Source organism: Allobosea sp. BK604, from assembly GCF_004341515.1.
GTDB lineage: Bacteria > Pseudomonadota > Alphaproteobacteria > Rhizobiales > Beijerinckiaceae > Allobosea.
In genome coordinates, this window is the sequence record NZ_SLZF01000009.1 from 282,536 (window position 1) to 305,057 (window position 22,522).

Genomic DNA, 22,522 nt, shown 5'->3' on the forward strand with positions numbered 1-22,522 from the left:
GGACATTGCGTCGTCGAGGACAGGATCATCCCGAACGCCGGGCAAAATCCAATGCGAAGCGCTTAGGTCAGCGCTAAGCGTTTTGCGATGGCTCGCTGGCCGGGAGCGGCTGCCCCAGGCCGAGCATGGCCGCCGACAGCGTCCGCATCGCCGCGCCGACCGCCGCGCGGATGGTCGGCAGCGCGGCGAGCTGACCTGCCTTGCGCGAGCCCGCGAGGTAGAGCGTGCGCCGCAGCGCCGGCGCGACGATGGGCTGGGCGAAGAGTGTTCCGGCCGAGACCTCGGCGAGAACGGTGCCATAGGGCAGGATGCCGGCCGCGGAACCGCGGGCAACCAGGGTCTTGATGCCGGAGATCGAGCGAACCTCGTGCGCGAGCCTGACGGGAAGGCCGTGCTCGGCCGCCGTCTTCTCGACGAGGGAGCGCACGCCGTCGCGCGCTTCCGGCAGGATGAGCGGGCGGGCCAGGGCCTGCGCGAAGGTGACCGGAGGCTGGTCCGCCTGCCCCGCCGCCCTCTCTCCAGCAGCCGTGACCAGCACGAGGTCTTCCTGATAGATCGCCCGCTTCCAGAAGCCGGGCAGGTCCGGGACCTCATAGGCCAGGATCAGGTCGAGATCGGCCCGGTGCAGGCTGTCCACCAGGAGATGGCTCATCTCCTCGGTCAGGCTGAGGACGAGCTGCGGCGCGCGCTCCGAGACCAGCAGCAGCAGTTCCGGTCCGATGATCTGCATCAGGCTCGGCGTCAACCCGAACCGGACGGCCTCGCGCGCGTCCTCGCAGACCTCCCGGCGCGCGAGCTCGACGAGGTCGAGGATCTCGACGGCGCGCCGGAACAGTTTTTCGCCCGCGGCCGTCGGCGAGACCCCGCGCGAATGGCGCGTCAGCAGGGCGACGCCGAGGCCTTCCTCGAGCTGCTTGATCTGCATGCCGAGCGCCGGTTGCGCAAGCCGCAGCTCATCGGCCGCGCGCGTCATGTTGGCGGCTTCGACCACGCGGACGAAATACTTCAGCTGGCGGAGGTTCACACCCGCTCCGTGGCATCAGGCAACGATCGAGCCGCGAGCCTGCCACGCGCGAGCCGGCCATGATAGAGGTCGATCCGGGCAGACGCGGTGCATCCTGAGCGTCCGGGGGGAATGATGGCCGGCTTTTTCCGCAACGAGATGCATAACGACTTCGTCTGGGCCCATGGCTATATCGCGTTCGGCGGACCGGATTTCGGCGAGATCCGGGCTGTGGCGGAGGCGACCGGCGACGGCGGCGACGATGCGTTCTACGCGGCCTGGGTCGCGGCCGGCGAGCGGATGGCCGATGAGGCGGACGCCCTCCTCGCCAAGGGACATGTCACCAGCGCGCGCGAGACCTGGTTGCGGGCCAGCGTCTGCTACGGTTCGTCATTCCGGCCGCTCTATGGCTCGCCGGTCGATCCGCGCCTGCTCCTGGCCTGGCGCAAGCAAAGGGCGGCCTTCGACAAGGGGCTCGCCCTCGGGCCGCATCCGAGCGGGCCGGTCGCGATCCCGTTCGGCGGGCTCTCGCTGCCGGGCTATCTCATTCCGGCGCAGAACGCGGAAAGCGGGACCCGGCCGCTGATCATCTTCACCAACGGCTATGACGGGACGATCGTCGACACCTATTTCGCCTGCGCGGTCGCGGCCTCCCGGCGCGGCTATCACAGCCTTATCTTCGACGGCCCCGGCCAGGGCGCGATGCTCTACGAGGGCGGGACGAGCCTGCGGCCCGACTGGGAGACCGTCATCAAGGCGGTCGTCGATTTCGCGGAGACCTTGCCGCGCGTCGATATGAGCCGCGTCGCCCTGTCAGGCTGGAGCCTTGGCGGCTATCTCGCGCCACGCGCCGCATCCGGCGAGAAGCGCATCGCCGCGCTGATCGCGGATCCGGGCCTGTGGAGCATCGCGGACGGCTTTCGCGACCTGATCATCCGCCAGTTCGGCGTGCCCGCCGGCGCGGCGGCGGATCTCGGCGCGCTCGACGATGCGACCATGGCCAAGATCGACGCGACGATCCGCCAGAACCCCCTGCTCAACTGGAAAGTCGTCCGGCGCGGCTTCTGGACCCATGGCGTCGACAGCCTGCGCGACTATTTCGCCTCGGCCGAGCTGTTCACGATGGCGGGACGCGCCGAGGCGATCTCCTGCCCGACGCTGATCACGCAGGCCGACGGCGACATCCTGGCGGCCGGCGCGGGCGCCTTCCATGAGGCGCTGACCTGTCCGAAGGACCTGCTCCGCTTCACTGCAGCCGAGGGCGCAGGCGGCCATTGCGAGATGGCGAACCGGTCCTTGCTCAACCGGCGTGTGCTCGACTGGCTGGATGAGCGCTTCGGCCTGTGAGCGGTAGTCCTCGCGACTCTGACGGCTAGGCTGGGCGCGCAGGCTCGCCCCGGAGACTACAGGCCGCATCGGGCGATGGCGAAAAGCTTGAGCATGTCCGCGTTTCTCCGAATCGCGACAATTCGTTATCGATTTGTCCTGAAGCATTTTCTTCACGCGAACCGGCATCCACTTCGCTCGAAAATGCTCCGGCGCATCGGCCCGATACGTGGATCGCGGCTTTCGGGAAAAGCCGATGCGACAACAGGAAGCTGGATCACCGGACCGGATAGGATATCTGGTCGAACGATCCAGCGTCAGGGGAACGACAGTGACTGAGGCCGTCGACGATTGGTGCGAAGCCCCTGCGCTCAATGAATTCACGCAGCATTTTGGCCCGCTGCGCCGCACATGCCAGGCAGAGCGCCAGCGCTATGCCCTGCGCGCCCGCTCGGACCACAGCAATGGTGCCGGTTTCGTGCATGGCGGCGTGATCACGGCCTTTGTCGATGAGGTGGCCGGAACGCTCGTCGCGGAAGCGACGGGCAGGCCCCATGTCACCGTGCATCTCGCGACGTCATTCATCGGCCCCGTGCGGATCGGTGACCTGCTCGAGCTGGATTGCCAGATCGTGAAGACCACGCGCAGCATGGTCTTCCTCGAGGCACGCCTGTTCGTCGCCGATGAGATCGTGGCGACGGCCAATCTGATCTTCAAGGCGACGCGGACCGGGAGCGCGCCTGCGGGAGCGTGACGGGACGCCTTATCCGGTGCGCTGCGATCGCGGCCTCGATCGTCCCGCGAAAACCCGCTTCGGCCATGTCCGCGAGCCAGGCCCGGTCGGGCCTCACAAGGCGGCTGCGCTCAATCGTCGAGAAGGGCGAAGACGGCGCCCGGTACCGGCGCCACCGAGATGGCGGCTCCGTCGGCATGCCGCTCCTCGGAGAAGGATTCGAGCGTGAGCTCGGTTCCCGCCATATCGATGACATGGATCGTGCTGGTGCCCTGGAAGACGCTGCGGATCACCCGGCCGGGCCGCGCGCCATCGCTCTCTCCGGCGCTGATCGAGAGCAGGGTCGGCCTCACCGCGACGGTGCAGCGGTCGCCATCGGCCCAGCCGCCGCGCCAGCCGCGGGTCCTGAGCGGCCCGAGCACGGTCTCGACGACGGCACCATCCGGCAGGGACGCCCGCACGACACCGTCGACCAGGTTCGGAATGCCCATGAAATCGGCGGTGAACCGCGTCCTCGGCCGCTTGTAGACATCCTCCGGCGTGCCGACCTGCTCGATCGTGCCGGCGCGCATCACCACGACCCGGTCGCCCAGCGTCATCGCCTCGAGCTGGTCATGCGTGACATAGATCGAGGTGAAGGGCGCCCGCTGCCGCAGGGCGAGCAGTTCGAGCCGCATGCGCTCGCGCAGCCGCGCGTCGAGATTGGACAGCGGCTCGTCGAACAGCACGGCGCGCGGATTGCCGACGAGCGCCCGGCCGAGCGAGACGCGCTGCTGCTGGCCGCCGGAGAGCTCGTGCACGAAGCGGCCGCCCATGCCGACGAGCCCGATCCACTCGAGCATCGCCTCGGTGCGGGCCTGGATCGCCTGCTTCGGCAGGTTGGCGGCGGCGAGCGGGTAGCCGATATTGTCGGCGATGCTGAGATGCGGCCAGAGCGCGTAGCTCTGGAAGACCATGCCGAGACGCCGTTTCTCGGGCGGCGCCAGGACGCCCGTCGCGGCATCGAAGACGATATCGGAGCCGATCTCGATGCGGCCCTGGTCCGGCGGCAGCAGGCCGGCGATGGAGCGCAGCACGGTCGTCTTGCCGCAGCCGCTCGGACCGAGCAGGACGGTGCATTCGCCGGCCGGGAAGTCCAGCGTGAACTCGTTGAGCGCGCGCACGACGCCGCCGGGGCCGTAGCCCTTGGTCAGGCCCTTGACCGCGACGCTGCTCGCTTCTGTGCCGGTCGCCAGATGTTGCAAGTCAGCCATGTTTCAAGTCAGCCATGTTTGAAGTCAGCCATGTTTCGCGTCAGCCATTTCGTCGTCCATAGGCGACAATCGGGGTCTCAATCGGCGCTGAACTGCGCGTAGCGCGACAGCAGTGCCACCGGTATCAGGCCGAGCACCATCAGCAGCAGCGAATAGACCGCCAGCTCGGGATAGAAGCCGCTGCCCCAGACATCCATGAGGCCGACCGAGAGCACGATGGTGCTGGGATTGTAGAGCAGGATCACCAGCGAGATCTCGCGCAGGATCACGACATAGATCAGGAGCCAGCAGCCGATCAGGGCCGGGCGCATCAGCGGCAGGTCGATGCGCCGGATGGTGCCGATCAGGGAGCGGCCGGAGATGCGGGAGGCCTCTTCCAGATCGGTGTGGATGCGGTGCAGGGCGCTGCCGACGAACTGGATCGCGACCGGGATATGGGCGGTCACATAGGCGAGCAGCAGGATCCAGAGCGTGCCGTAGATGCCGCCCGGAACGAGGATCCAGAAGCTGAGGATGCCGACGCCGAGCGCGATGCCGGGCACGCCGAGCGGGATGACCATGGCATATTGCACCAGCCCGGCGAAGCGCCCGCGCATGCGGACCATGTACCAGCAGAGCGCCAGGGCCAGCAGCACGCACAGGGAGGCGCCGAGCACGCCGAGCAGCAGGCTGTGGCGGGCCGAGGGCCAGACCTGCGGATACTCGAACAGCATATAGTGGAAATGCCGGAGCGTGACGTTCTCCAGCTTCATCGCATAGGGCGCCCAGAAGCGCATGAAGGCCATGCAGCCGACCGCCAGGATCGGCAGGACGGAGGAGCACAGGGCGAAGAGGAAGGCGAGCGCCGTGAGCGGATAGCGCAGCCGCCCGAGCGCGAACTGGCTGACATTGGCGCCCTTGCCGGCGACCAGCGTGTAGCGCCCGCCGCGCTGCAGCGCCCGGCGCTGGAAATAGATGCAGACCAGGCCGATCACCACGAGGAGCATCGACTGCGCCGCGGCGAGCCCGGGCCGTTGCGGGAACGAGCTCTCGTTCTGCCAGATCAGGCTCGGCAGCATGTAGATGCGCGCCTTGAGGCCGACCGTCGAGGGGATGATGAAATCGCCGGCGCTCATGATCACGACGAGCAGCAGGGCGGCCAGGAGGGCGGGCCGCTGCAGCGGCAGGATGACCGTCGTCAGCAGGCGCAGGCGGCTCGCGCCCGACACGCGTGCAGCCTCTTCCATCGCCGGGTCGCAGTTCCGGAAGCCCGCGGCGACGAGCAGGTAGACATAGGGCGTCAGGAAGAGGCCGGTCATCCAGATCAGGCCCGGCATCGTGTTGATGTTGACGAGGACCGTGCGCGGGCCGGCCAGCGCGGAAGCGGCGATATTGATCAGGCCCGCATTCGGGTCGGCGAGCGCCACCCAGCCCACGACGAGGATGAAGGGCGGAACCAGGATCGGCATCATCGCCATCAGGCCGAGGATGCGGCTGCCCGGCATGTCGGTCCGCGCGGCCAGGAAGGACAGCCCGACGCCGAGGATCATGGCGAGGCTCGAGGAGCCGGCGGTGTAGATCGCCGTATTGATCAGCGCCTCGCGGCTGCGGCCGGAATCGACCAGCGCCGACAGCCATTCCAGCGTCAGCGGACTGCCGATATCCCCGGTCGAGATGCTGCGCAGGAACACCAGCACGACCGGATAGCTGACCATGACCACCGCCAGGAGGGCGATGGCCGCGAAGAGCGCGCGCTCCCTCGCCGGAAGCCGGCGCTTCGCTTGCGGCGCGGCCGCCGCATGCCCGGCTGCCGTCATCTGACGTATTTTTCCCATTCCGCGAGGAGCTTGGGCGTGTCGGCGAGGATCTTCTTGTAGTCGGGCTGCGTGAAGACGTGGCTCTTGGCGAGTTCGGCGAGATTGCCCGCCTTCGGCGCCGAGGCCCCGGGATGGGTCGGGATGGTGGCGCCGGCGACGTTGATCACCGTCTGGCCCTCCGCCGAGCAGGCGAAGTCGCAGAACAGCCGCGCCGCGTTCGGGTGCGGGGCCTTCGCGAAGATCGCGACATTGCCTCCGAACAGCACGGTGTTCTTCGGGGTCACGCCGCCCATCGGCGCGCCGGTCTCGGCCATCTGGATGACGCCGAAGGAGTTGGTCAGGCCGAGGTCGATCTCGCCGGAGACGATCGCCTGCGACATGGCGTTGGTGCTGGCATAGAGCTTGGGCTGGTTGGCGCCGAATTGCTGGAGGAAGCTCGGCCCGTAGAGCTCGTCGACCATGACCTGCCAGGCGAGCGTCGTCGCGGTGACATGCGGATCGAGCGAGCCGAACCGGCCCTTCCATTTCGGGTCGAGCAGGTCCTTCCAGTCCTTCGGCGCCGCATCCGCCTTGACGGCGTTGCTGTTCCAGCCGATCTGCGCCGTATACATCCGGATCAGCGTGTATTGCGGCGCCTTGTACTCGGCGGGGATCTCCGCCCGCTCCGGCGAGTCGTAGCTGGCGAGGAACGGCATCAGCAGGCTGAGCGCCGGCTCCTCGATGATCAGCGCATCGGCCTGGGGCCGGCCGGCCTTTTCCTCGCCCTGGACGCGGGTCGCGAGATCGGACGAGCCGGCGCGGTAGACCGTGACCTCGATGCCGTATTTCTTCTTGAAAGCCTCGGCGATGCCGTTGGACGGGCCGGTCGAGGCCGAGCTGTAGAGGCTGACCGTGCCTTCCTTCTTGGCGGCCTCGATCACCTTCGGGTCGCTGGCGGCGCTCGCGGGAACCGCGCGCAGGAACGGCAGCGCGCCTGCCGCGACCGCGCCGGCCTGGAGCAGCGACCTGCGGGTGAGCCGGAACGGAATTTCGGATTTCGTGGTCATCGGCCAGTCCTTTCCCCTTGTCGTTGGTTATGCGAAAGGCGGGCCGTTCTGTTGCGAGCGGACCGCCGAGGAGCTCATTGGCCCGAGGAGCTCATTGGCCCTTGAACGGTCCGGCCTTGCGTTTCTCGGCGAAGGCCCGTGCGCTCTCCCGGAAATCCTCGGTCAGGTGCAGCTTGAGCGGGAGCGTCTGCAGATAGGCCTCCCGCTCCGCCTGATCCATGTACCAGCGCCGGGCCCGGACCGTCGCCCGCACGCTCAGCGGCGGATTGGCGGCGATCGCCCGGGCCATGGCATAGGCCTCCTCCAGATGTTGGCCCGGGGGCGCGACGCGATCGATCACGCCGGCCGCCTGCCCTTCCTCCGCCGTGAAGAAGCGGCCGGTGATCGAGACCTCGGTGGCGAAGGAGCGCAGGCCGCGATAGGCGAGCAGCGCCCAGTGGCGCGCCGAGGAGAGGCCGCGCGAGGTTTCGGTGACCTGGAACTTCGTGCCGGCTTCGGCGACGACGATGTCGCTTTCGAGGACCATCGCGAGCCCGAGCCCGACCGCGAAGCCATGCGGCGCCGTGATGATCGGCTTCCAGTTGATCGCGCGGGTGAACAGGTCGCCGCTATGGGCGCCCCAGCCCTGGGGGCCGCCATGCTTCTTCAGCTCGTCATCGCTGCGCAGCTGCCGCTGATGGACGTCGGCGCCGCTGCAGAAGGCGCGTCCCTCGCCGCGCAGCACCGCGACATCCGCCTCCGGATCGACATCGAACTCGTGCAGGACCTCCGCCAGCCGCATCACCATGGCGTCGTCGAAGGCATTGAGCTTCTGCGGCCGATCGAAGGTGATCGTCGCGATGCGGTCCCGGCATTCGTAGCGAATGTGATCGGGCTCTGCGGCGCCTGCCATTGGACCTCCAACCAAGACGGTCGATGGGCTGGGAACCGGTTTGGAAAGCGGCAGATTGCAGCCCGTTACGGCACCCAGTCAACAATTCATGCGATGTGAATTATCTCTATGCGATACTTTCAACCGGAGTGTGCGGTGCGAAACCGTGTTTGTCAAACCGTTCAATCGGCAGGTCGGATTTTTCAGGCACGCTCCCGCAAGGCCGTGGACAGCGCCGAATAGGCCTCATAGGCCGCAGCGAATTCCGCCATGTCGAAGCCCCCCGCCAGCTCGGGGCTGACCTCCCGCAAAGCCGCCTCGACGCGGCCGGTGTAGCGGACGCGCCCGTCCCGTCCGACCACGACGCCATTGGCCTCCTCGAAGCGTATGTTCCAGGCGACGGCGTCCTCGGCCGAGAGTCCCTCCGGCAGATCGAGTTCGAGCCGTCCGCCCGCCAGCTTCACCGGATAGCCGCCGGACAGGCCGTTCGGTCCGGGCAGGTGGCCGTGCCAGTCCCGTCCCTGCACGAGGGCGATGAAGAACGGCACGCCGGAGGCGCCGGAGATATCGATGACCGGTTCCGGCGCGAGCTTCACCGAGGCGAAGCGCTCGAAGATATCCGCCACCTCCTGCCCGCCCAGCCAGAGCCGCAGCGGCGCCGGGCCGGTCCGCTCCTCGGCGCGCCGGCGGAAGGCCGAGAGCGCCGCGTGCTGCGCCAGCATGCGCAGGCCGCCCTGCCCCGGCCCGAGCTCGCCGGTGAAGGCATGGGCGAGGATGGCGACATTGCCGATGCCCGAGGTGATCGGCAGCCCCGCCGCGGCGAGCATCGGATTGACGACATCGGGGTAGCAGCAATTGACGAAGGCCGCGCCCGGCGCCGTCGCCGCGACGCAAGCGGCGATCACGGCGGAGATCCTGGCCTGGAGGACGGCGGAGATGCCGAGCCCGGCCTTCTGGACGAGCCTGGCCCAGCCGTCGGGCCGGTCGGTCGTGGTCCTGCCGCCCTGGATCGAGGCGGTATTGACGACCAGCCGCGGCGCGAGCGCGGAGAGAAGGCCGCTCACGGCCTCGCCCGACAAGGGATCGAGCCGGTGCTCGGCAATGCTCACGCCCGTGCCGAACATCGCCGCCCGTGCGCGGGCCGCGGTGCGCAGCCAGGCCAGCCTGTCCTCGTTGCGGCCGGCGATCGCGACGCTGAGGCCGGCCGGCCCGGTCGCCGCCAGGTCGAACAGGATGCGGGCTGCGAAATTGCCCGTTCCGAAAATCAGGATGTCGGCTTTCGTGGCCATGCCGCGCTCCGCGATCAGCACCCAAAAGAGCGCTATTATTTCGCTATTGAATATCGCATAGAGATACTAAAATAATCATAGGGTGTCTATGACGGCCACGCAGGAACCGGCGGATATCGAGGCGCGGAGGGCGGCGCTGCGGAGATGACGATGGAGAGCAGGGATTTCGACTGGCTGGCCGCCGCGCGCGAACGCTATCGGCGGATCGGCGAGGAGACGCTTCCCCCAAACGTGATGGCGTTGCTGGAGAGCGCGGCGGCCGCGCATCCGGCCGCGCCGGCCCTCCATTTCATCGAGACGGGCCGTGAGCTCACCTATGCCGAGCTGCTGCGGAGCGTGCACCGGCTGGCGGCGGGGCTGTCCGAGGCTGGCGTCGAACATGGCAGCCATGTCGGCGTCATGCTCCCGAACGTGCCGGAGATGCCGATCACCTGGCTCGCCCTGGCCGCGATCGGCGCGGTGATGGTGCCGATCAACACGCGCTACACCGCGCATGAGCTGCACTATGTCCTGACCGACAGCGAGGCGAGCCATCTCGTCATTCACACCGATTTCACCGGACATCTCGAGATGATGCCGGCCGCGATCGCGGGGCTGACGACCATCGCGGTCGGCGCGAGCGCCCTGCCCGGCCTCCTGTCCTGGCAGGCGCTCGCCGATAGGCCGGCCGAGCCGTTCAGCCCGGCCCGCGCGCCCGGGCTCGATGACCTGCTCAACATCCAGTACACCTCCGGCACCACCGGCTGGCCGAAGGGCTGCATGCTGTCGCAGCGCTATTGGCTGACCTGCGCCAAGGCCTATGCCGACAGCGACGGGCTGCATTACCGGCGCATCATGTCGTCGAACCCGTTTTTCTACATGACGCCGCAATGGCTGATGCTGATGGCCTTCTTCCACGGCGCGACGCTCCATGTCGCGCCCTATCTCAGCCTGACCCGCTTCACCGAATGGCTCCGGCACTATCAGATCGAATTCTGCTGGTTTCCAAGCGACATCGTCGCGCAGGTGCCGCCGCAGCCTGAGGATGGCGAGCTCAGCCTGATCCGGGGCAATCTCGCCGTCCACCGGCGCGACCTCCATGCCGAGCTCGAGCGCCGCTTCCGCTTCCCGGCGCGGGCCGCCTTCGGCATGACCGAGATCGGGACGGGGCTGATGATGCCGATCGAGGCGGCCGAGATGGTCGGCTCCGGCTCCTGCGGCATCGCCGGCCCGTTCCGCGAGGTGCGCATCGCCGACCCCGCCGGCAACACCGTCCCGCCCGGCAGCAGCGGCGAATTGCTGATCCGCGGGCCGGGCATGCTCCAGGGCTATTACAAGCGGCCGGACGCCACCGCCGCCGCCTTCCATGGCGACTGGTTCCGCAGCGGCGATCTCGCCGTGCAGGACGAGCACGGCTTCGTCACCATCCAGGGGCGCATCAAGGAGATGATCCGGCGCGCCGGCGAGAATATTTCGGCGACCGAGGTCGAGGCCGCCCTGCTCGCCATCCCCGGCATCGCCGAGACGGCCGCGCTGCCGGTTCCGGATGCGCTGCGCGGCGAGGAGGTCAAGGCCTATATCGTCCTCGGCGAGGGCCGCAGCGTCGAGGACCTGCCGCCGGAGCAGATCATCGCGCAATGCAGCCGGCGCCTGGCCTCGTTCAAGGTGCCGCGCTTCATCGAGTATCGCAGCGCGCCCCTGCCCCGCTCCACCAGCGGCAAGGTGCGCAAGCCCGATCTCGTCGCCGAGAAAACCGACCTGCGGGCGGGAAGCTGGGACCGCATGACCGGCGGCTGGCTCTGAAGCATTCTCGAGCGAAGTGGATACCGGTCCGACGCTCTAACCAGGGCGATGCAGCACGTCGTCCTGGAACTCCTCGGCCAGCGAATGCACCTGCCGGCGCCCCTCCGCCGAGAAGCGGCCGATGCCGAAGGGAGCGATCGGCAGCGCCGTCGCGCCGGTCGTGATGAGCTCGGCCAGGGCCTTCGCCGCGGCCGGCCCGAGCTGGAGGCCGTGGCCGCTGAAGGCACAGGCATGGAAAAGGCCTGGCGTCGTGGCGCTGGGGCCGAGCACCGGCATCATGTCCTCGAGATAGCCTTCGATGCCGGTCCAGCTGCGGATCACCGCATAGGCGCGCAGATGCGGCGCGATCGCGACCAGCCGGCCAAGATTGGTCAACATCTTGTCGGGTGGGACGCGCGTCCTGCGCGTCGTCGCATCGACGCTCATGCGCGGATGGCCGCCGATCACGACATTGCCGCGGCTCGTCTGGCGGAACAGCACGCTGCCGTCGACCACATGCATGGTCGGTTCGACGAAGCGCGGCACCGGCTCGGTCACCATCTCGGCGGGGCCGGCGGCGAAGAGCGGGATGGTCTCGCCGAACCATCCGGCGAGCGTCCCGCTCCAGGCGCCCGCGGCATTGACCAGGACCTCGGCACGCAGAGTCCGCTCGGCGCCGTCCCGGTCCCGGCACTGCAGGGCAAAGCCTCCGGCATCGTGCCGGGCGGCGAGCACTTCGACGCGCTCGCAGATCGTGGCGCCGAGGCGCTGCGCCGCCCGGGCGAAGGCCGGCGCGACGAGCCGCGGGTTCACGACGGCATCGCGCGCGGAGAAGGATGCGGCGCGCACGCTCGCGCCGAGGAAGGGCCAGCGCCGGATGGCCTCCTGCCGGCCGATCAGCTCGATCGGCAGCCCGAAGGCCCGGCCATGCTCGGCATTGCCGGCGAGGCGGGCCTCCTGCGCGTCGTCAACAGCCAAATGGACATGGCCATGCCCCGCAAATTCGACGCTCTCGCCGATCAGCGTCTCGACCTCCGTCCAAAGCGCCTGTGCGTGCAGCGCCAGCGGCAATTCGGGTGCGTGCTGTCCCTGCAGCCGCAGGCTGCCGAAGCTGACGCCGCTGGACTGGCCGCCGAGGAGCCCGCGCTCGAGCACCAGGACGGAGCGTCCGCGCCGGCGCAGCTCATGGGCCGTCATGCAGCCGATCAGCCCCCCGCCGACGATCGCGACCTCGGCGTCCACAGCATTTTCCGCTCGAAAATGCTCCAGCCCGCTCATGGCGCGGCTTCCCCTGCCAGGGCGATCGGGAGCGGCTTGATCGGCGCCTGGGCGCGCAGCCTGTCCAGCTCCCCGGCATGGCCGGCACCGACGAGCTCCGCCAGCGCCGGACCGCAGAACCGGCCCTGGCAGCGGCCCATGCCGCAGCGGCTGACCGCCTTGATCCGGTTGGCGTCGGGGCTGGCCATCGGCTGGCGCAGCGCCGCCCGGACCTCGCCGACACGGATATTCTCGCAGCGGCAGAGGATGGTGTCGTCGGCGAGCGCCACGACCTGCTCGCGCGGCCAGCGGAACGCCGCCGCGATGCCGTTCGGGAAGCCGCGCAGCCGGGCCAGGCTCCGGCGAGAGCCGGCACGATCGACATCGGAGGCCGGCAGGCCGAGATCGTCGAGCAGGGCGGCGGCGGCGAGCGCTCCGGACAGGCTCGCCGCCTGGCCGCCGCCGATATGGCCGCCATCGCCGGCGATGTAGAGGCGCTCGCCCGCACGCCCGTCGCCATCGATGACCGGCAGATGCAGCCGCTGGACCGGGTCGTAGCGCAGCTCGCAGCCGGCGAGCTCGGCGAGCTGGGCCTCTGGCCGCAGGCCATGGCCATAGGCGGCGGCATCGCAGGCGATCCGGACCAACTGGCCAGCGCCGGCGCGGCATTGCACGGCGGCGAGCCGCTCCTCGCCCTCGAAGCGCTCGATCCGCGCACCCTGGTGGATGGGAACGCCGCCGAGCCGGAGCTCGGCCATGGCGCGCAGGCCGGCCGCCAGGGTGGCGGGCGCGCGGGCCATGTCCGGCAGGGCGCGCAGCTTGGCCGCGAAGGGCGTGCTGTCGATCACCGCCGCCACCTTTACGCCCATGCGCAGATACTGGCTGGCGGCGAGATAGAGCAATGGCGAGCTGCCGCAGAAGACGACCCGCCGGCCGATGGCGACGCCCTGGTCCTTGAGCAGGGCCTGCGCGCCGCCGAGCGTAAAGACGCCGGGCAGCGTCCAGCCCGGCGCCGGCATGATCCGGTCGGTCGCGCCGGTGGCGAGGATCAGGGCATCATAGGGGAGCGCGGCGGCGCCCGAGGCCGAGGCGAGATGCACCGCGCCGCCATGGATGCTCCAGACGAGCGTTCCGGGCCGATAGTCCAGCCGCCGGCACAGGCCGGCGGCCTTGTCGTGAAAGGCGGCATAGGCGCCATGGGACGAGCCGAGCAGCCGGGACATGTCGAGCTTCAGCCCGGGCGCCGGAGAGCGATAGAGCTGGCCGCCCGGCCGCGCCGCCTCGTCGATCAGCGTCACCTCGACCGGCGCAGCGGAGAGAGCATCCGCCGCCGCGATGCCGGCGGGTCCGGCGCCGACGATGACGATCCTGGTCACGCGAAGCCCGCTGGCGCGGGCGGAATGGTCGAGACCTGCAGCCCGTCGGCGACCGGCGTGGTGCAGGCGCGGGCACGGCGATCGGGGCCGATCCAGACCCAGCAATCCTGGCAGGCGCCCATCAGGCAGAAGCCGGCGCGCGGCTCGCCATTGCCCTCGTGCCGGCGCAGGTGATCGCCGGCGGAGAGCAGCGCCGCGAGCAGGCTCTCGCCCTGTCGCGCCGCGATCGGCCGGCCGTCGCAGGTGAAGCGGACCTGCTTGGTCTCGAAGGAGGCGATGCGCAGGAGCAGCGGCGAGCCCATGGCGGCGTCTCCCTCGCTGTCCGGGACGGTCAGGCGGCGGCGCGGGACAGGACCCGCTCCACCGCGGCGGCGACTTCGGTGACGCGCCCGACGGCCTCGCAGCCGGCGGCGCGGAAGGCGGCGAGCTTGGCCGCGGCCGTGGTGTCGCCGCGATCATAGATGGCGCCGGCATGGCCCATGCGCTTTTCCGGCGGGGCGTTCTGCGCGGCGATATAGGCGATGACGGGTTTCGACATCCGGCCGATCACCTCGATGGCGTCATGTTCCATGCGCCCGCCGGGCTCGCCGATCAGGATGACCAGGTCGGTCTGCGGATCGGCCTCGAACAGCGGCAGCACATCGGCATAGCTCGTTCCGATGACCGGGTCACCGCCCAGGCAGACGACGCTGCTCTCGCCGAAGCCGCGCGCCTGGATGTCGTCGACCACCTCATAGGTGAGCGTGCCGCTCTTCGAGACGATGCCGACGCGGCCCGGCCGCAGGTTCGCATCGTTGAGATCGGCGAGATTGGCCTTGCCCGGGCTGATGACGCCGGCGGAATTCGGGCCGAGCAGCCGGGCCCCGCGTGCTCTCGCATAGGCGCGCATGCGGATGGCGTCGTGCAGCGGCACGTTCTCGGTATAGACGACCAGCGTGCCGATGCCCGCGGCCAGGGCCTCCAGCGCGGCGCCCATGGCAAGCGAGCTGCGCACGGCGCTCAAGGCGGCGTCGGCCCCGGTCGCGGCGACGGCATCGGCGACATTGTCGAAGACGGGGACGCCCTCGACCACCTGCCCCTGCCGGCCCGGCGCGACGCCGCCGACGAGCGGCGTGCCGTTGGCGACCATGCGCCGTGCATAGGAGCGGCCGGTCGGGCCGGTGATGCCCTGGATCAGGATGCGGGAGCGTTCGTCGACGATGATGGCCAAGGCGGTCGTCCTCAGGCAGCTGTCTGCAGGCGCGCCAGGCGCACGGCTTCGACGCAGGCCGGCCCGAACTCGCGGATGATGGTGAGGCCGCTGCCCGCCAGGATCGCGAGCGCCTCCGGCTCCTTCTCGCCGCGCAGCCGCAGGACGAGGCGCTCGGGAGTGAGCTGCGGCAGGCGCTGCATCGCCATGACGACGCCCTCGGCGATGGTCTCGAGGCTGCGGAACTGGAAATGGATATTGACCATGATCACGGCGGGGTCGAGCCGGGTCAGGACGCATTCCAGCACGTCGGCGATGCGGGCCGCGCCATGCATGGTGGCGCCGTGCAGCTCGACCACGCCGGAGACCCGGCCATCGAGGGCGATGATCTCGTCGAGCGTCGCCATGGTGAGCCCGGCACCGTTCATGATCGCGGCGGTGCCGCCGGGGCCGGCGATCTCGACGCCGATGGTCTCGAGCGCGCGCGCCGCGTTCTCGAAGGCGGTGCCGTCGGGCTGAGAGCGGCGGCCGGGATGGCGGAAGGCCGCGTCCTCGTCGAGCACGACCTTGGCATCGGCCGCGACGAAGGCGCCATCCTCGGTCAGGACCAGCGGATTGATCTCGATCAGCTCGGCATCATGGGCGGAGAGCCCATGATAGACCTGCCCGACCAGCTCGGCGAAGGCGGAAGCGGGCTCGCCGGAGAGGCCGAGCCCCCTGACCAGCCGATCGACCATGAAGGGCTGCAGGCCGAGCAGCGGATCGACCGGCTGCCGGAGCAGGCGCCCGGGCGCGACGGCCTCGATCTCGATGCCGCCATCGGCGGAGGCGAGCAGCACCGGCATGCCGAGATCGCGGTCGACCAGGGCGGCGAGATAGAATTCCTGCGCGATGGCGAGCTTGCGCTCGACATAGACATCCTCGATCGGCGCGCCGGCGAGCTCGCCCGCGGCGATCTCTTCGGCGATGCGCAGCGCCTCCGCGCGCCCCTCCGCGAAGCGGATGCCCCCGGCCTTGCCGCGCCCGCCGGAGAGGACCTGCGCCTTCACCACCAGCGCGCCGTCGAGCGTCTCGGGCAGCGCGCGGTAGAGCGCGCCGGCCGGGATGGCGACCCCGCAGGACGCGAGGATGGCCTTGCCCTCGTGTTCGAGAAGCTTGATCACGCCCGTCGTCCTATTTGTAGTCGGGATCGAAGCCGTCGTACTGCAGGTCGATCCATTCGGCCGTGAAGTTCGGCTCGCGCCGCTCCAGGAAGGCGCGCGGTCCCTCGCGCGCGTCGCGGTGGAACATCAGCTCGACATTGCAGAGGATCTGGGCCTCGAGCCCCTTCACCGGGTCGAGGCCGAGGCCCTGGTTGCGGGCGTTCTTGATCGCGCCGATAGCCTGGGTCGGCCCCTTCGCGAGCTTGGCGGCGAGCGCATAGGTCTCCGCCTCCAGCTGATCCTCCGGCACGACGCGGGTCAAAAGGTTGAGGCGCAGGGCTTCCTCCGCCTCGATCCAGCTGCCGAGCAGGAGCAGCTCGGTTGCCTTGCCGAGGCCGACGAAGCGCGGCAGCAGATAGGTGGCGCCGCCGCCGAGGCCGCGCCTGACATAGATCGCGGCCATGCGCGTGTCCGGGGCCGCGATGCGGAAGTCGCAGGCGAGCGCGATGTCGAAGCCGGCCCCGCAGGCATAGCCGCGCATCATCGCGACGACCGGCTTGCGCAGCTGCATGAGGTCGTTGACGAGGCGCGGATAGCCCATCTTGAGCCGGGTATGCAGGTCCGGCGGGCCATATTTGAAGCGATCTTCCGGATGGAGGTCGTCGCCGGCGCAGAAGCTGGTGCCCTCGCCGCGCAGCACGACGACGCGGACCTTGTCATCGCGGCGGGCGCGCTCGATCAGATCGGACATGACCAGGATCATGTCCGGCAGCAGCGCATTCAGCTTGTCCGGGCGCCGGATGCTGATCGTGCAGATGCCGTCGGCAACCTCGTAGCCGAGCCGTGGATCGGAGACCTGATCGACATGGGCGCCGGCATTGCCGACGACGGGGGCTGCGGCTGGATTGGTCGATGCTGGACTGGTCATGGCGTATCCGATCCGGAGAGGTCAGAGAGAACGCATTGCAAGCACTAGTATCTCTATGCGATATCATTCCAATCATGGTGCGCATGTCAAGCGCATATTTCGGTTTGCATCGCGGCGATGGCGCGGCTACCAGCGACAGGCAAAAGGGCCGGGAGAGCAGAGGCGATCATGCGTGAAAGCAAGGCTGCGAAGGAGCCGGGGTGGTTCGTCTCCTCGGTTGAGAAGGCCTTCCAGATCCTGCGCGCCTTCGAGGCCCGCGAGCGCAGCCTGAGCCTGACCGAGATCTCGGAACTGACCGGGCTCGACAAGAGCACGGCGCAGCGCTTCACCTACACGCTGGCGGCGCTCGGCTACCTGCACAAGGACGCCGAGGCGCGCCGCTACACCATCTCGCCGAAGGTGATGAGCCTCGGCATGATCTATCTGCGCACGGACCCGCTGGTCGCGCGCGCGCGCCATCAGCTCTACGAGCTCAACAAGGTGCTCGATGCCACGGTGAACATGACCGTGCTCGACGACACCGACGTGATGTATGTCGTGCGCTATCCCGGCCGCCAGGTGGTGACGGTGGATGTCGTCCTCGGCATGCGCCGGCCGGCCTTCTGCACGGCGAGCGGGCGGGCGATCCTCTCCACCATGTCGGATGACGACGTCATGGCCCTGCTCGGGCGCTCGAAGCTCGTCGCCTATACCAAGTACACGAAGACCACGACCGACGAGATCATGGCCGAGGTGCACAAGGCCCGCATGCAGGGCTTTGCGGTGACCGAGCAGGAGACCACGATCGGCGACGTCTCGATCGCGGCACCCGTGCGCAAGGCCGATGGCAGCAGCACCGCGGCGATCAACCTCTCCGTCTCCTCAGCCGACTGGAAGGGCGCCGACGTCGCGCTGAAGCTCGGCCCGACCGTGGTCGACGCCGCGCGCGCGATCGCCGGAAGCAGCGAGTTCAGGCCGCTGCCGATGGGCAACACCTGACGCCAGGCCAAAGGCCGCGCCCGTCATTGCGCTGAAAGCACGCGCCGCCTGGATCATCGGACCGGATATCGTATCCGGGCCGATGCTCGAGGGAGATGAAGACGCGCCGGCGCGGACGATCGACCGCTGCGTCAGGGCAGTTTCACGAACACGTCCGTGCCTGAAATCCTGACCTCGAAGACCGGCAGATCGCGCTCGATCGGCGCGCACAGCCCCTTGCCGGTCCTGACATCGAAACGCCCGGCATGCAGCGGGCATTCGATGACGCAATCCTCGAGCCAGCCTTCCGACATCAGCGCGTATTCGTGCGTGCAGATATTGTCGGTGGCGCGGAACTCGCCGTTCTCGAGATGGAACAGGGCGATGTCCTGCTCGCCCACCCTCAGGCCGATGACGCTGTTCTCGGGAACGTCGGTGGTGGATGCGATGCGCACAAATCCGTCGCCGTCCCGCATGAACCTTCCTCTTGCCGATCCCGCTGCCGCCGACCCTGGGCCGCCACCGCCGGGCGCGCCGTCCCGCCTTGACCCGTTCCTAGTCATTTTGTATAAAATAGACAATAGAAAAAATCGGCGTCGGTCACGACGCGACATGATTGGCAGGCGCCGAGACAAGGGCCTGGGGCGAGGGGCTTGGGCGCGTAGATGCGGCGGTATCTGATTTCCCGATTCATCCAGATGCTGCCCGTCGCGGTCGTCGTCTCCTTCCTGGTTTTCTCCGCGACGCTGCTGCTGCCGGGCGATCCGGCCGTGACCATTCTCGGCGAGCAGTCGACCCAGGCCCAGCGCCTGGCGCTGCGCCAGCAGATGGGGCTCGATCGCTCGATCCCGGAGCAATATCTGCGCTGGCTGGGGCGGATGCTGTCGGGCGATTTCGGCGCCTCGCTCTCCACGCAGGAGCCGGTCGCGCAGATGATCCGCAACCGCACGCCGGTGACGGTGGAACTGTCGATCCTGTCGGTGATCTTCGGCGTGCTCGTCGGCATTCCGGCCGGCGTGGTCGCCGCGGTCAAGCGCAACACCTGGATCGACGTCGCCGCCAGCCTGACCGCGATGACCGGGCTCGCCATCCCCTATTTCTGGGCCGGCATCCTGCTGATCATGGTCTTCTCGGTCCATCTGGGCTGGCTGCCCTCATCCGGATACGTGCCGTTCTTCGTCGACCCGGTCGCGAACCTGAAAGCCATGCTGCTTCCGGCGATCACGCTGGGCAGCGGGCTCGCGGCGCTGATCATGCGCCAGACCCGGACCTCGATGCTGGAAGTCCTCTCCGCCGACTATATCCGCACGGCGCGGGCCAAGGGCGCGCGTGAGCCGCGCGTCGTGCTCCATCATGGCCTGCGCAACGCGCTCCTGCCGGTGATCACGGTGATCGGCCTGCAGATCGGCACGCTGCTCGGCGGGGCCGTGGTCACGGAGACGGTGTTCTCCCTCTCCGGCCTCGGCCGCATGATCGTCGAGGGCATCTTCCAGCGCGACTTCCCGTCGATCCAGGGCGCGATCCTCGTCATCGTCTTCAGCATCCTGGTCGTCAACCTGCTCACCGACCTGAGCTATTTCGTCCTCGACAAGCGGATCAGCCGATGAGCAGCGTGATCGCCCGCGGCCCCGGCGACGCGGATGCCTCGCCATCACAATCGATCAGCGTCTACGGGCAGGCCTTCCGCAAGCTCCTGCGCCACAAGCTCGGCCGCAGCGGGCTCGCGGTGCTGGTCTTCATGTCGCTTGTCGCGATCGCCGCGCCGCTTCTGGCGCCCTATGATCCGACCACGGTGTTCTACGAGGATTTCCTCGCCGCCCCGTCCTGGCGGCACTGGCTCGGCACGGACGATGTCGGCCGCGATGTGCTGTCGCGGATCATCTATGGGGCCCAGGTCTCGTTCCAGGTGATCACCGTCTCGGTGGTCGGCTCGGTCATCGTCGGCTCGGCCGTGGGCATGATCTCGGGCTATGTCGGCGGCCGGCTCGACCATGTCCTGATGCGCATCGTCGACGGCATGCTGGCCTTCCCCATGCTCGTCCTGGCGCTCGGCGTCATCGCGATCCTCGGGCCCGGCCTGACCAATGCGATGATCGCGATCACCATCGTCAACATTCCCGGCTTCGCGCGGCTGGTGCGGGGACAGGTGCTGTCGGCGCGCAATCTCGATTTCGTCGTCGCGGCCCGCGCGCTGGGGGCTTCGGATGTCAGGATCATGGTCCACCACATCTGGCCGAAGGTCGCCGGCAACGTCATCGTCTACGCCTCGCTGCGCGGCTCGGCGGCGCTGATCACCGAGGCATCGCTGGCCTTCCTCGGCCTCGGCGTCCAGCCGCCGACCCCGAGCTGGGGCGGCATGCTGACGACGTCGATGCAGTACTGGAACGCCTGGTGGATGAGCGTTTTTCCGGGCGCGGCCATCTGCATCATGGTGCTCGCGCTGAATTTCCTGGGTGACGGATTGAGGGACGCGCTCGATGCTCGCCTATCCGAATAACGCTGACGCGGTGCCGGCCACCGTCACCGACGCGGAGGGGCGCGCAGACGCGGCCGCCACGCCGCCCCTGCTGCGCGTGCAGGATCTGCGCGTCGAGTTCGCGACCGATCGCGGCCGCATCATCGCCGTCGACGATGTCTCCTTCACCCTCCGGCCGGCACAGACGGTGGGCATCGTCGGCGAGTCCGGCTGCGGCAAGTCGGTGACGAGCCTGGCGATCATGGGCCTGCTGGCGGCCGGCACCGGCCGCGTCGCCTCCGGCGAGATCATGCTGCGCCGGCGCAGCGGCGCCTGGAGCGATCTGGTGAAGCTGCCGCGCACGCAGCTGCCCGATATTCGCGGCGACGAGATCGCCATGATCTTCCAGGAGCCGATGACCAGCCTCAATCCGTTGCATACGGTCGGCGACCAGATCGCCGAGGCGGTCTTCCTGCATCGCGGCGCGGGCCGCGCCGAGGCGCTCGAGCGGGCGGCGGAGATGCTGGCGCGCGTCGGCATCCCGCAGCCGCGCCAGCGGCTCGGCGCCTATCCGCACGAGCTCTCGGGCGGCATGCGCCAGCGCGTCATGATCGCGATGGCGCTGTCCTGCGAGCCCTCGATCCTGATCGCGGACGAGCCGACGACGGCGCTCGACGTCACCATCCAGGCGCAGATCATCGAGCTGTTCCGCTCGCTGCAGGACAGCTCGCAAATGGCGACGCTGTTCATCACGCATGATCTCGGCGTGATCGCGGAAGTCGCCCACCGCGTCCTCGTGATGTATGCCGGCCAGGTCGTCGAGGAAGGCAGCGTCGTCGAGATCCTGAAGCGGCCGAAGCATCCCTATACGCGCGGGCTGATCGCCTCGGTGCCGCGGCTCGACCGGCCCGAGCGCGGCCAGGCGCGCTTCTTCACGATCCCGGGCCAGATCCCCGAGCCCGGCCGGCGGCCGCCGGCCTGCCGGTTCATGCCGCGCTGCGCCCATGCGGAGGTCGGAATCTGCGATGCCGCGCCGCCGCCGCTCGAGGCGCTGCCCGATGGCGGCAGCATACGCTGCGTCAAATGGCGTTCGATCGAAACGGCCCCGCATGCTTGATCAAGCCACGGCGCCGGCGGCGCAGGACGTCATCCTCGCGATCGAGAACCTCCGCAAGTCCTTTCCGGTCACGGCCGCCGGCGGGGTCGGCAAGGCCGCCCTGCTGAAGGCGGTGGAGGATGTCAGCTTCACCATGCGGCGCGGCGAGGTCGTCGGCCTGGTCGGTGAATCCGGCTCGGGCAAGAGCACGATCGGCAAGCTGGTCCTGCGCCTGCTCGACGCGAGCGGCGGACGCGTCGTCTTCGACGGCGTCGACCTGAACACGCTGTCGCGCGGCGAGCTGCGCCGGATGCGGCGGCGCATGCAGATGATCTTCCAGGATCCGTTCTCGTCGCTGAACCCCTATTTCCGGATCCGCGACATCCTGGCCGAAGCCCTCGTGGTGCATGATATCGGCTCGGGCCGGGAGGACCGCTATGCGCGGGTCGAGCGCCTGCTCGAGCTCGTCGGCCTGCCGGTCTCGTTCGCGACGCGCTATCCGCACGAATTGTCGGGTGGCCAGAGGCAGCGTGTCGGCATTGCCCGCGCGCTCGCGGTCGAGCCGGCGCTCGTGGTCGCCGACGAGGCGGTCTCGGCGCTGGACGTCTCCAACCAGGCGCAGATCCTCAACGTGCTGATGGACCTGCGCGCGGCCTTCGGCCTGTCGATGCTGTTCATCAGCCACAACATGGCGGTCGTCCAGAACATCGCCGACAGCGTGGTCGTGCTCTATCTCGGCCGCGTCATGGAGATCGCTCCGACCGAAGCGCTCTTCGCCGCACCGCACCATCCCTATACGATCGCGCTGCTCTCCTCGATCCCGATCCCCGATCCGGAGCTGAAGCGCCGCCGCATCGCCCTGACCGGCGAGATCCCGAGCCCGATCGATCCGCCATCCGGCTGCGTGTTCCGGACGCGCTGCCCGGTCGCCCTGCCCGCCTGCGCCGAGCAGGTGCCCGCGCTCAGGGCCGTCGGAGAGGGCCGGTTCTCCGCCTGCATCCGCGACGAGGCGGCTGCCTCGATCCTGGCGTGAGGGAGACCCGC

The 22,522-nt window shown here is 68.9% G+C and carries 21 protein-coding genes; 8 read left to right on the forward strand and 13 right to left on the reverse strand.

Going from position 1 to position 22,522, the window contains the following annotated elements; all coding sequences use genetic code 11:
- Window positions 1-73: 73 nt before the first annotated feature.
- Window positions 74-1,024, reverse strand: coding sequence for a LysR family transcriptional regulator (locus EV560_RS26405; protein WP_131858812.1), 951 nt, complete (start codon window positions 1,022-1,024; stop codon window positions 74-76).
- 114 nt (window positions 1,025-1,138) lie between these two features.
- On the opposite strand from EV560_RS26405, the gene EV560_RS26410 reads away from it, so the two are divergent.
- Together EV560_RS26410 and EV560_RS26415 are read left to right on the forward strand one after the other, a co-directional pair.
- On the forward strand, window positions 1,139-2,350 hold the full coding sequence (locus EV560_RS26410; RefSeq protein WP_131858813.1) for an alpha/beta hydrolase family protein: 1,212 nt from the start codon (window positions 1,139-1,141) through the stop codon (window positions 2,348-2,350).
- A gap of 310 nt (window positions 2,351-2,660) precedes the next feature.
- Complete coding sequence (locus EV560_RS26415; protein ID WP_165923637.1) at window positions 2,661-3,083, forward strand: PaaI family thioesterase; 423 nt, start codon at window positions 2,661-2,663, stop codon at window positions 3,081-3,083.
- Window positions 3,084-3,193: 110 nt separating this feature from the next.
- Here EV560_RS26415 and EV560_RS26425 read toward each other — a convergent pair whose 3' ends face one another.
- The 5 genes from EV560_RS26425 to EV560_RS26445 all read right to left on the reverse strand — a co-directional run bounded on the left by EV560_RS26425 (window position 3,194) and on the right by EV560_RS26445 (window position 9,317).
- Window positions 3,194-4,315: an ABC transporter ATP-binding protein gene (locus tag EV560_RS26425; RefSeq protein ID WP_131858816.1), complete on the reverse strand. Its 1,122-nt coding sequence runs from the start codon at window positions 4,313-4,315 to the stop codon at window positions 3,194-3,196.
- 77 nt (window positions 4,316-4,392) lie between these two features.
- Entirely contained in the window at window positions 4,393-6,111 is a 1,719-nt protein-coding gene (locus EV560_RS26430; RefSeq protein WP_165923638.1) for an ABC transporter permease, read from the reverse strand.
- A complete protein-coding gene (locus EV560_RS26435) occupies window positions 6,108-7,157 on the reverse strand; it encodes an ABC transporter substrate-binding protein (protein ID WP_131858818.1) in 1,050 nt (349 codons plus the stop codon). Before EV560_RS26435 ends, EV560_RS26430 begins: the two co-directional genes overlap by 4 nt.
- A gap of 91 nt (window positions 7,158-7,248) precedes the next feature.
- Window positions 7,249-8,049 (reverse strand): enoyl-CoA hydratase/isomerase family protein, encoded by an 801-nt coding sequence (locus EV560_RS26440; RefSeq protein ID WP_131858819.1) that lies wholly within the window; start codon window positions 8,047-8,049, stop codon window positions 7,249-7,251.
- Between the two features lie 182 nt (window positions 8,050-8,231).
- Window positions 8,232-9,317 (reverse strand): hypothetical protein, encoded by a 1,086-nt coding sequence (locus tag EV560_RS26445; RefSeq protein WP_131858820.1) that lies wholly within the window; start codon window positions 9,315-9,317, stop codon window positions 8,232-8,234.
- Between the two features lie 150 nt (window positions 9,318-9,467).
- On the opposite strand from EV560_RS26445, the gene EV560_RS26450 reads away from it, so the two are divergent.
- The gene (locus tag EV560_RS26450; RefSeq protein WP_165923639.1) at window positions 9,468-11,099 is read left to right on the forward strand and encodes a class I adenylate-forming enzyme family protein; all 1,632 of its coding nucleotides are present in this window, start codon (window positions 9,468-9,470) and stop codon (window positions 11,097-11,099) included.
- 36 nt (window positions 11,100-11,135) lie between these two features.
- Here the strand turns inward: EV560_RS26450 and EV560_RS26455 are convergent, their stop codons facing one another.
- Genes EV560_RS26455 through EV560_RS26480 form a run of 6 tightly spaced genes read right to left on the reverse strand, consistent with a single transcriptional unit; the run spans window position 11,136 to window position 16,970 of the window.
- The gene (locus EV560_RS26455; RefSeq protein WP_165923640.1) at window positions 11,136-12,320 is read right to left on the reverse strand and encodes an NAD(P)/FAD-dependent oxidoreductase; all 1,185 of its coding nucleotides are present in this window, start codon (window positions 12,318-12,320) and stop codon (window positions 11,136-11,138) included.
- Between the two features lie 32 nt (window positions 12,321-12,352).
- The gene (locus EV560_RS26460; RefSeq protein ID WP_131858823.1) at window positions 12,353-13,711 is read right to left on the reverse strand and encodes an FAD/NAD(P)-dependent oxidoreductase; all 1,359 of its coding nucleotides are present in this window, start codon (window positions 13,709-13,711) and stop codon (window positions 12,353-12,355) included.
- The gene (locus tag EV560_RS26465) at window positions 13,708-14,013 is read right to left on the reverse strand and encodes a (2Fe-2S)-binding protein (protein WP_131858824.1); all 306 of its coding nucleotides are present in this window, start codon (window positions 14,011-14,013) and stop codon (window positions 13,708-13,710) included. Before EV560_RS26465 ends, EV560_RS26460 begins: the two co-directional genes overlap by 4 nt.
- A 29-nt stretch (window positions 14,014-14,042) precedes the next feature.
- Window positions 14,043-14,921, reverse strand: coding sequence for a succinate--CoA ligase subunit alpha (locus EV560_RS26470; protein ID WP_131858825.1), 879 nt, complete (start codon window positions 14,919-14,921; stop codon window positions 14,043-14,045).
- An 11-nt stretch (window positions 14,922-14,932) separates the two neighbouring features.
- Window positions 14,933-16,063 (reverse strand): ATP-grasp domain-containing protein, encoded by a 1,131-nt coding sequence (locus tag EV560_RS26475; RefSeq protein WP_131858826.1) that lies wholly within the window; start codon window positions 16,061-16,063, stop codon window positions 14,933-14,935.
- A gap of 10 nt (window positions 16,064-16,073) precedes the next feature.
- Window positions 16,074-16,970: an enoyl-CoA hydratase/isomerase family protein gene (locus EV560_RS26480; protein ID WP_131858827.1), complete on the reverse strand. Its 897-nt coding sequence runs from the start codon at window positions 16,968-16,970 to the stop codon at window positions 16,074-16,076.
- A gap of 168 nt (window positions 16,971-17,138) precedes the next feature.
- Here EV560_RS26480 and EV560_RS26485 point away from each other — a divergent pair, with 168 nt between their 5' ends.
- Complete coding sequence (locus EV560_RS26485; RefSeq protein ID WP_165923641.1) at window positions 17,139-17,948, forward strand: IclR family transcriptional regulator; 810 nt, start codon at window positions 17,139-17,141, stop codon at window positions 17,946-17,948.
- Window positions 17,949-18,079: 131 nt separating this feature from the next.
- On the opposite strand, the gene EV560_RS26490 is transcribed toward EV560_RS26485, so the two are convergent.
- Window positions 18,080-18,403: a non-heme iron oxygenase ferredoxin subunit gene (locus EV560_RS26490; RefSeq protein WP_131858829.1), complete on the reverse strand. Its 324-nt coding sequence runs from the start codon at window positions 18,401-18,403 to the stop codon at window positions 18,080-18,082.
- 189 nt (window positions 18,404-18,592) lie between these two features.
- On the opposite strand from EV560_RS26490, the gene EV560_RS26495 reads away from it, so the two are divergent.
- From EV560_RS26495 to EV560_RS26510, 4 genes are read left to right on the forward strand one after another with little or no spacing between them, the layout of a single operon-like run.
- A complete protein-coding gene (locus EV560_RS26495; RefSeq protein ID WP_131858830.1) occupies window positions 18,593-19,534 on the forward strand; it encodes an ABC transporter permease in 942 nt (313 codons plus the stop codon).
- Entirely contained in the window at window positions 19,531-20,424 is an 894-nt protein-coding gene (locus tag EV560_RS26500; RefSeq protein ID WP_131858831.1) for an ABC transporter permease, read from the forward strand. The genes EV560_RS26495 and EV560_RS26500 overlap by 4 nt, the downstream gene beginning before the upstream one ends.
- Window positions 20,405-21,499, forward strand: a complete 1,095-nt coding sequence (locus EV560_RS26505) for an ABC transporter ATP-binding protein (RefSeq protein WP_131858832.1) — start codon at window positions 20,405-20,407, stop codon at window positions 21,497-21,499. The genes EV560_RS26500 and EV560_RS26505 overlap by 20 nt, the downstream gene beginning before the upstream one ends.
- Window positions 21,492-22,511: an ABC transporter ATP-binding protein gene (locus tag EV560_RS26510; RefSeq protein ID WP_131858833.1), complete on the forward strand. Its 1,020-nt coding sequence runs from the start codon at window positions 21,492-21,494 to the stop codon at window positions 22,509-22,511. The genes EV560_RS26505 and EV560_RS26510 overlap by 8 nt, the downstream gene beginning before the upstream one ends.
- Window positions 22,512-22,522 lie beyond the last annotated feature (11 nt).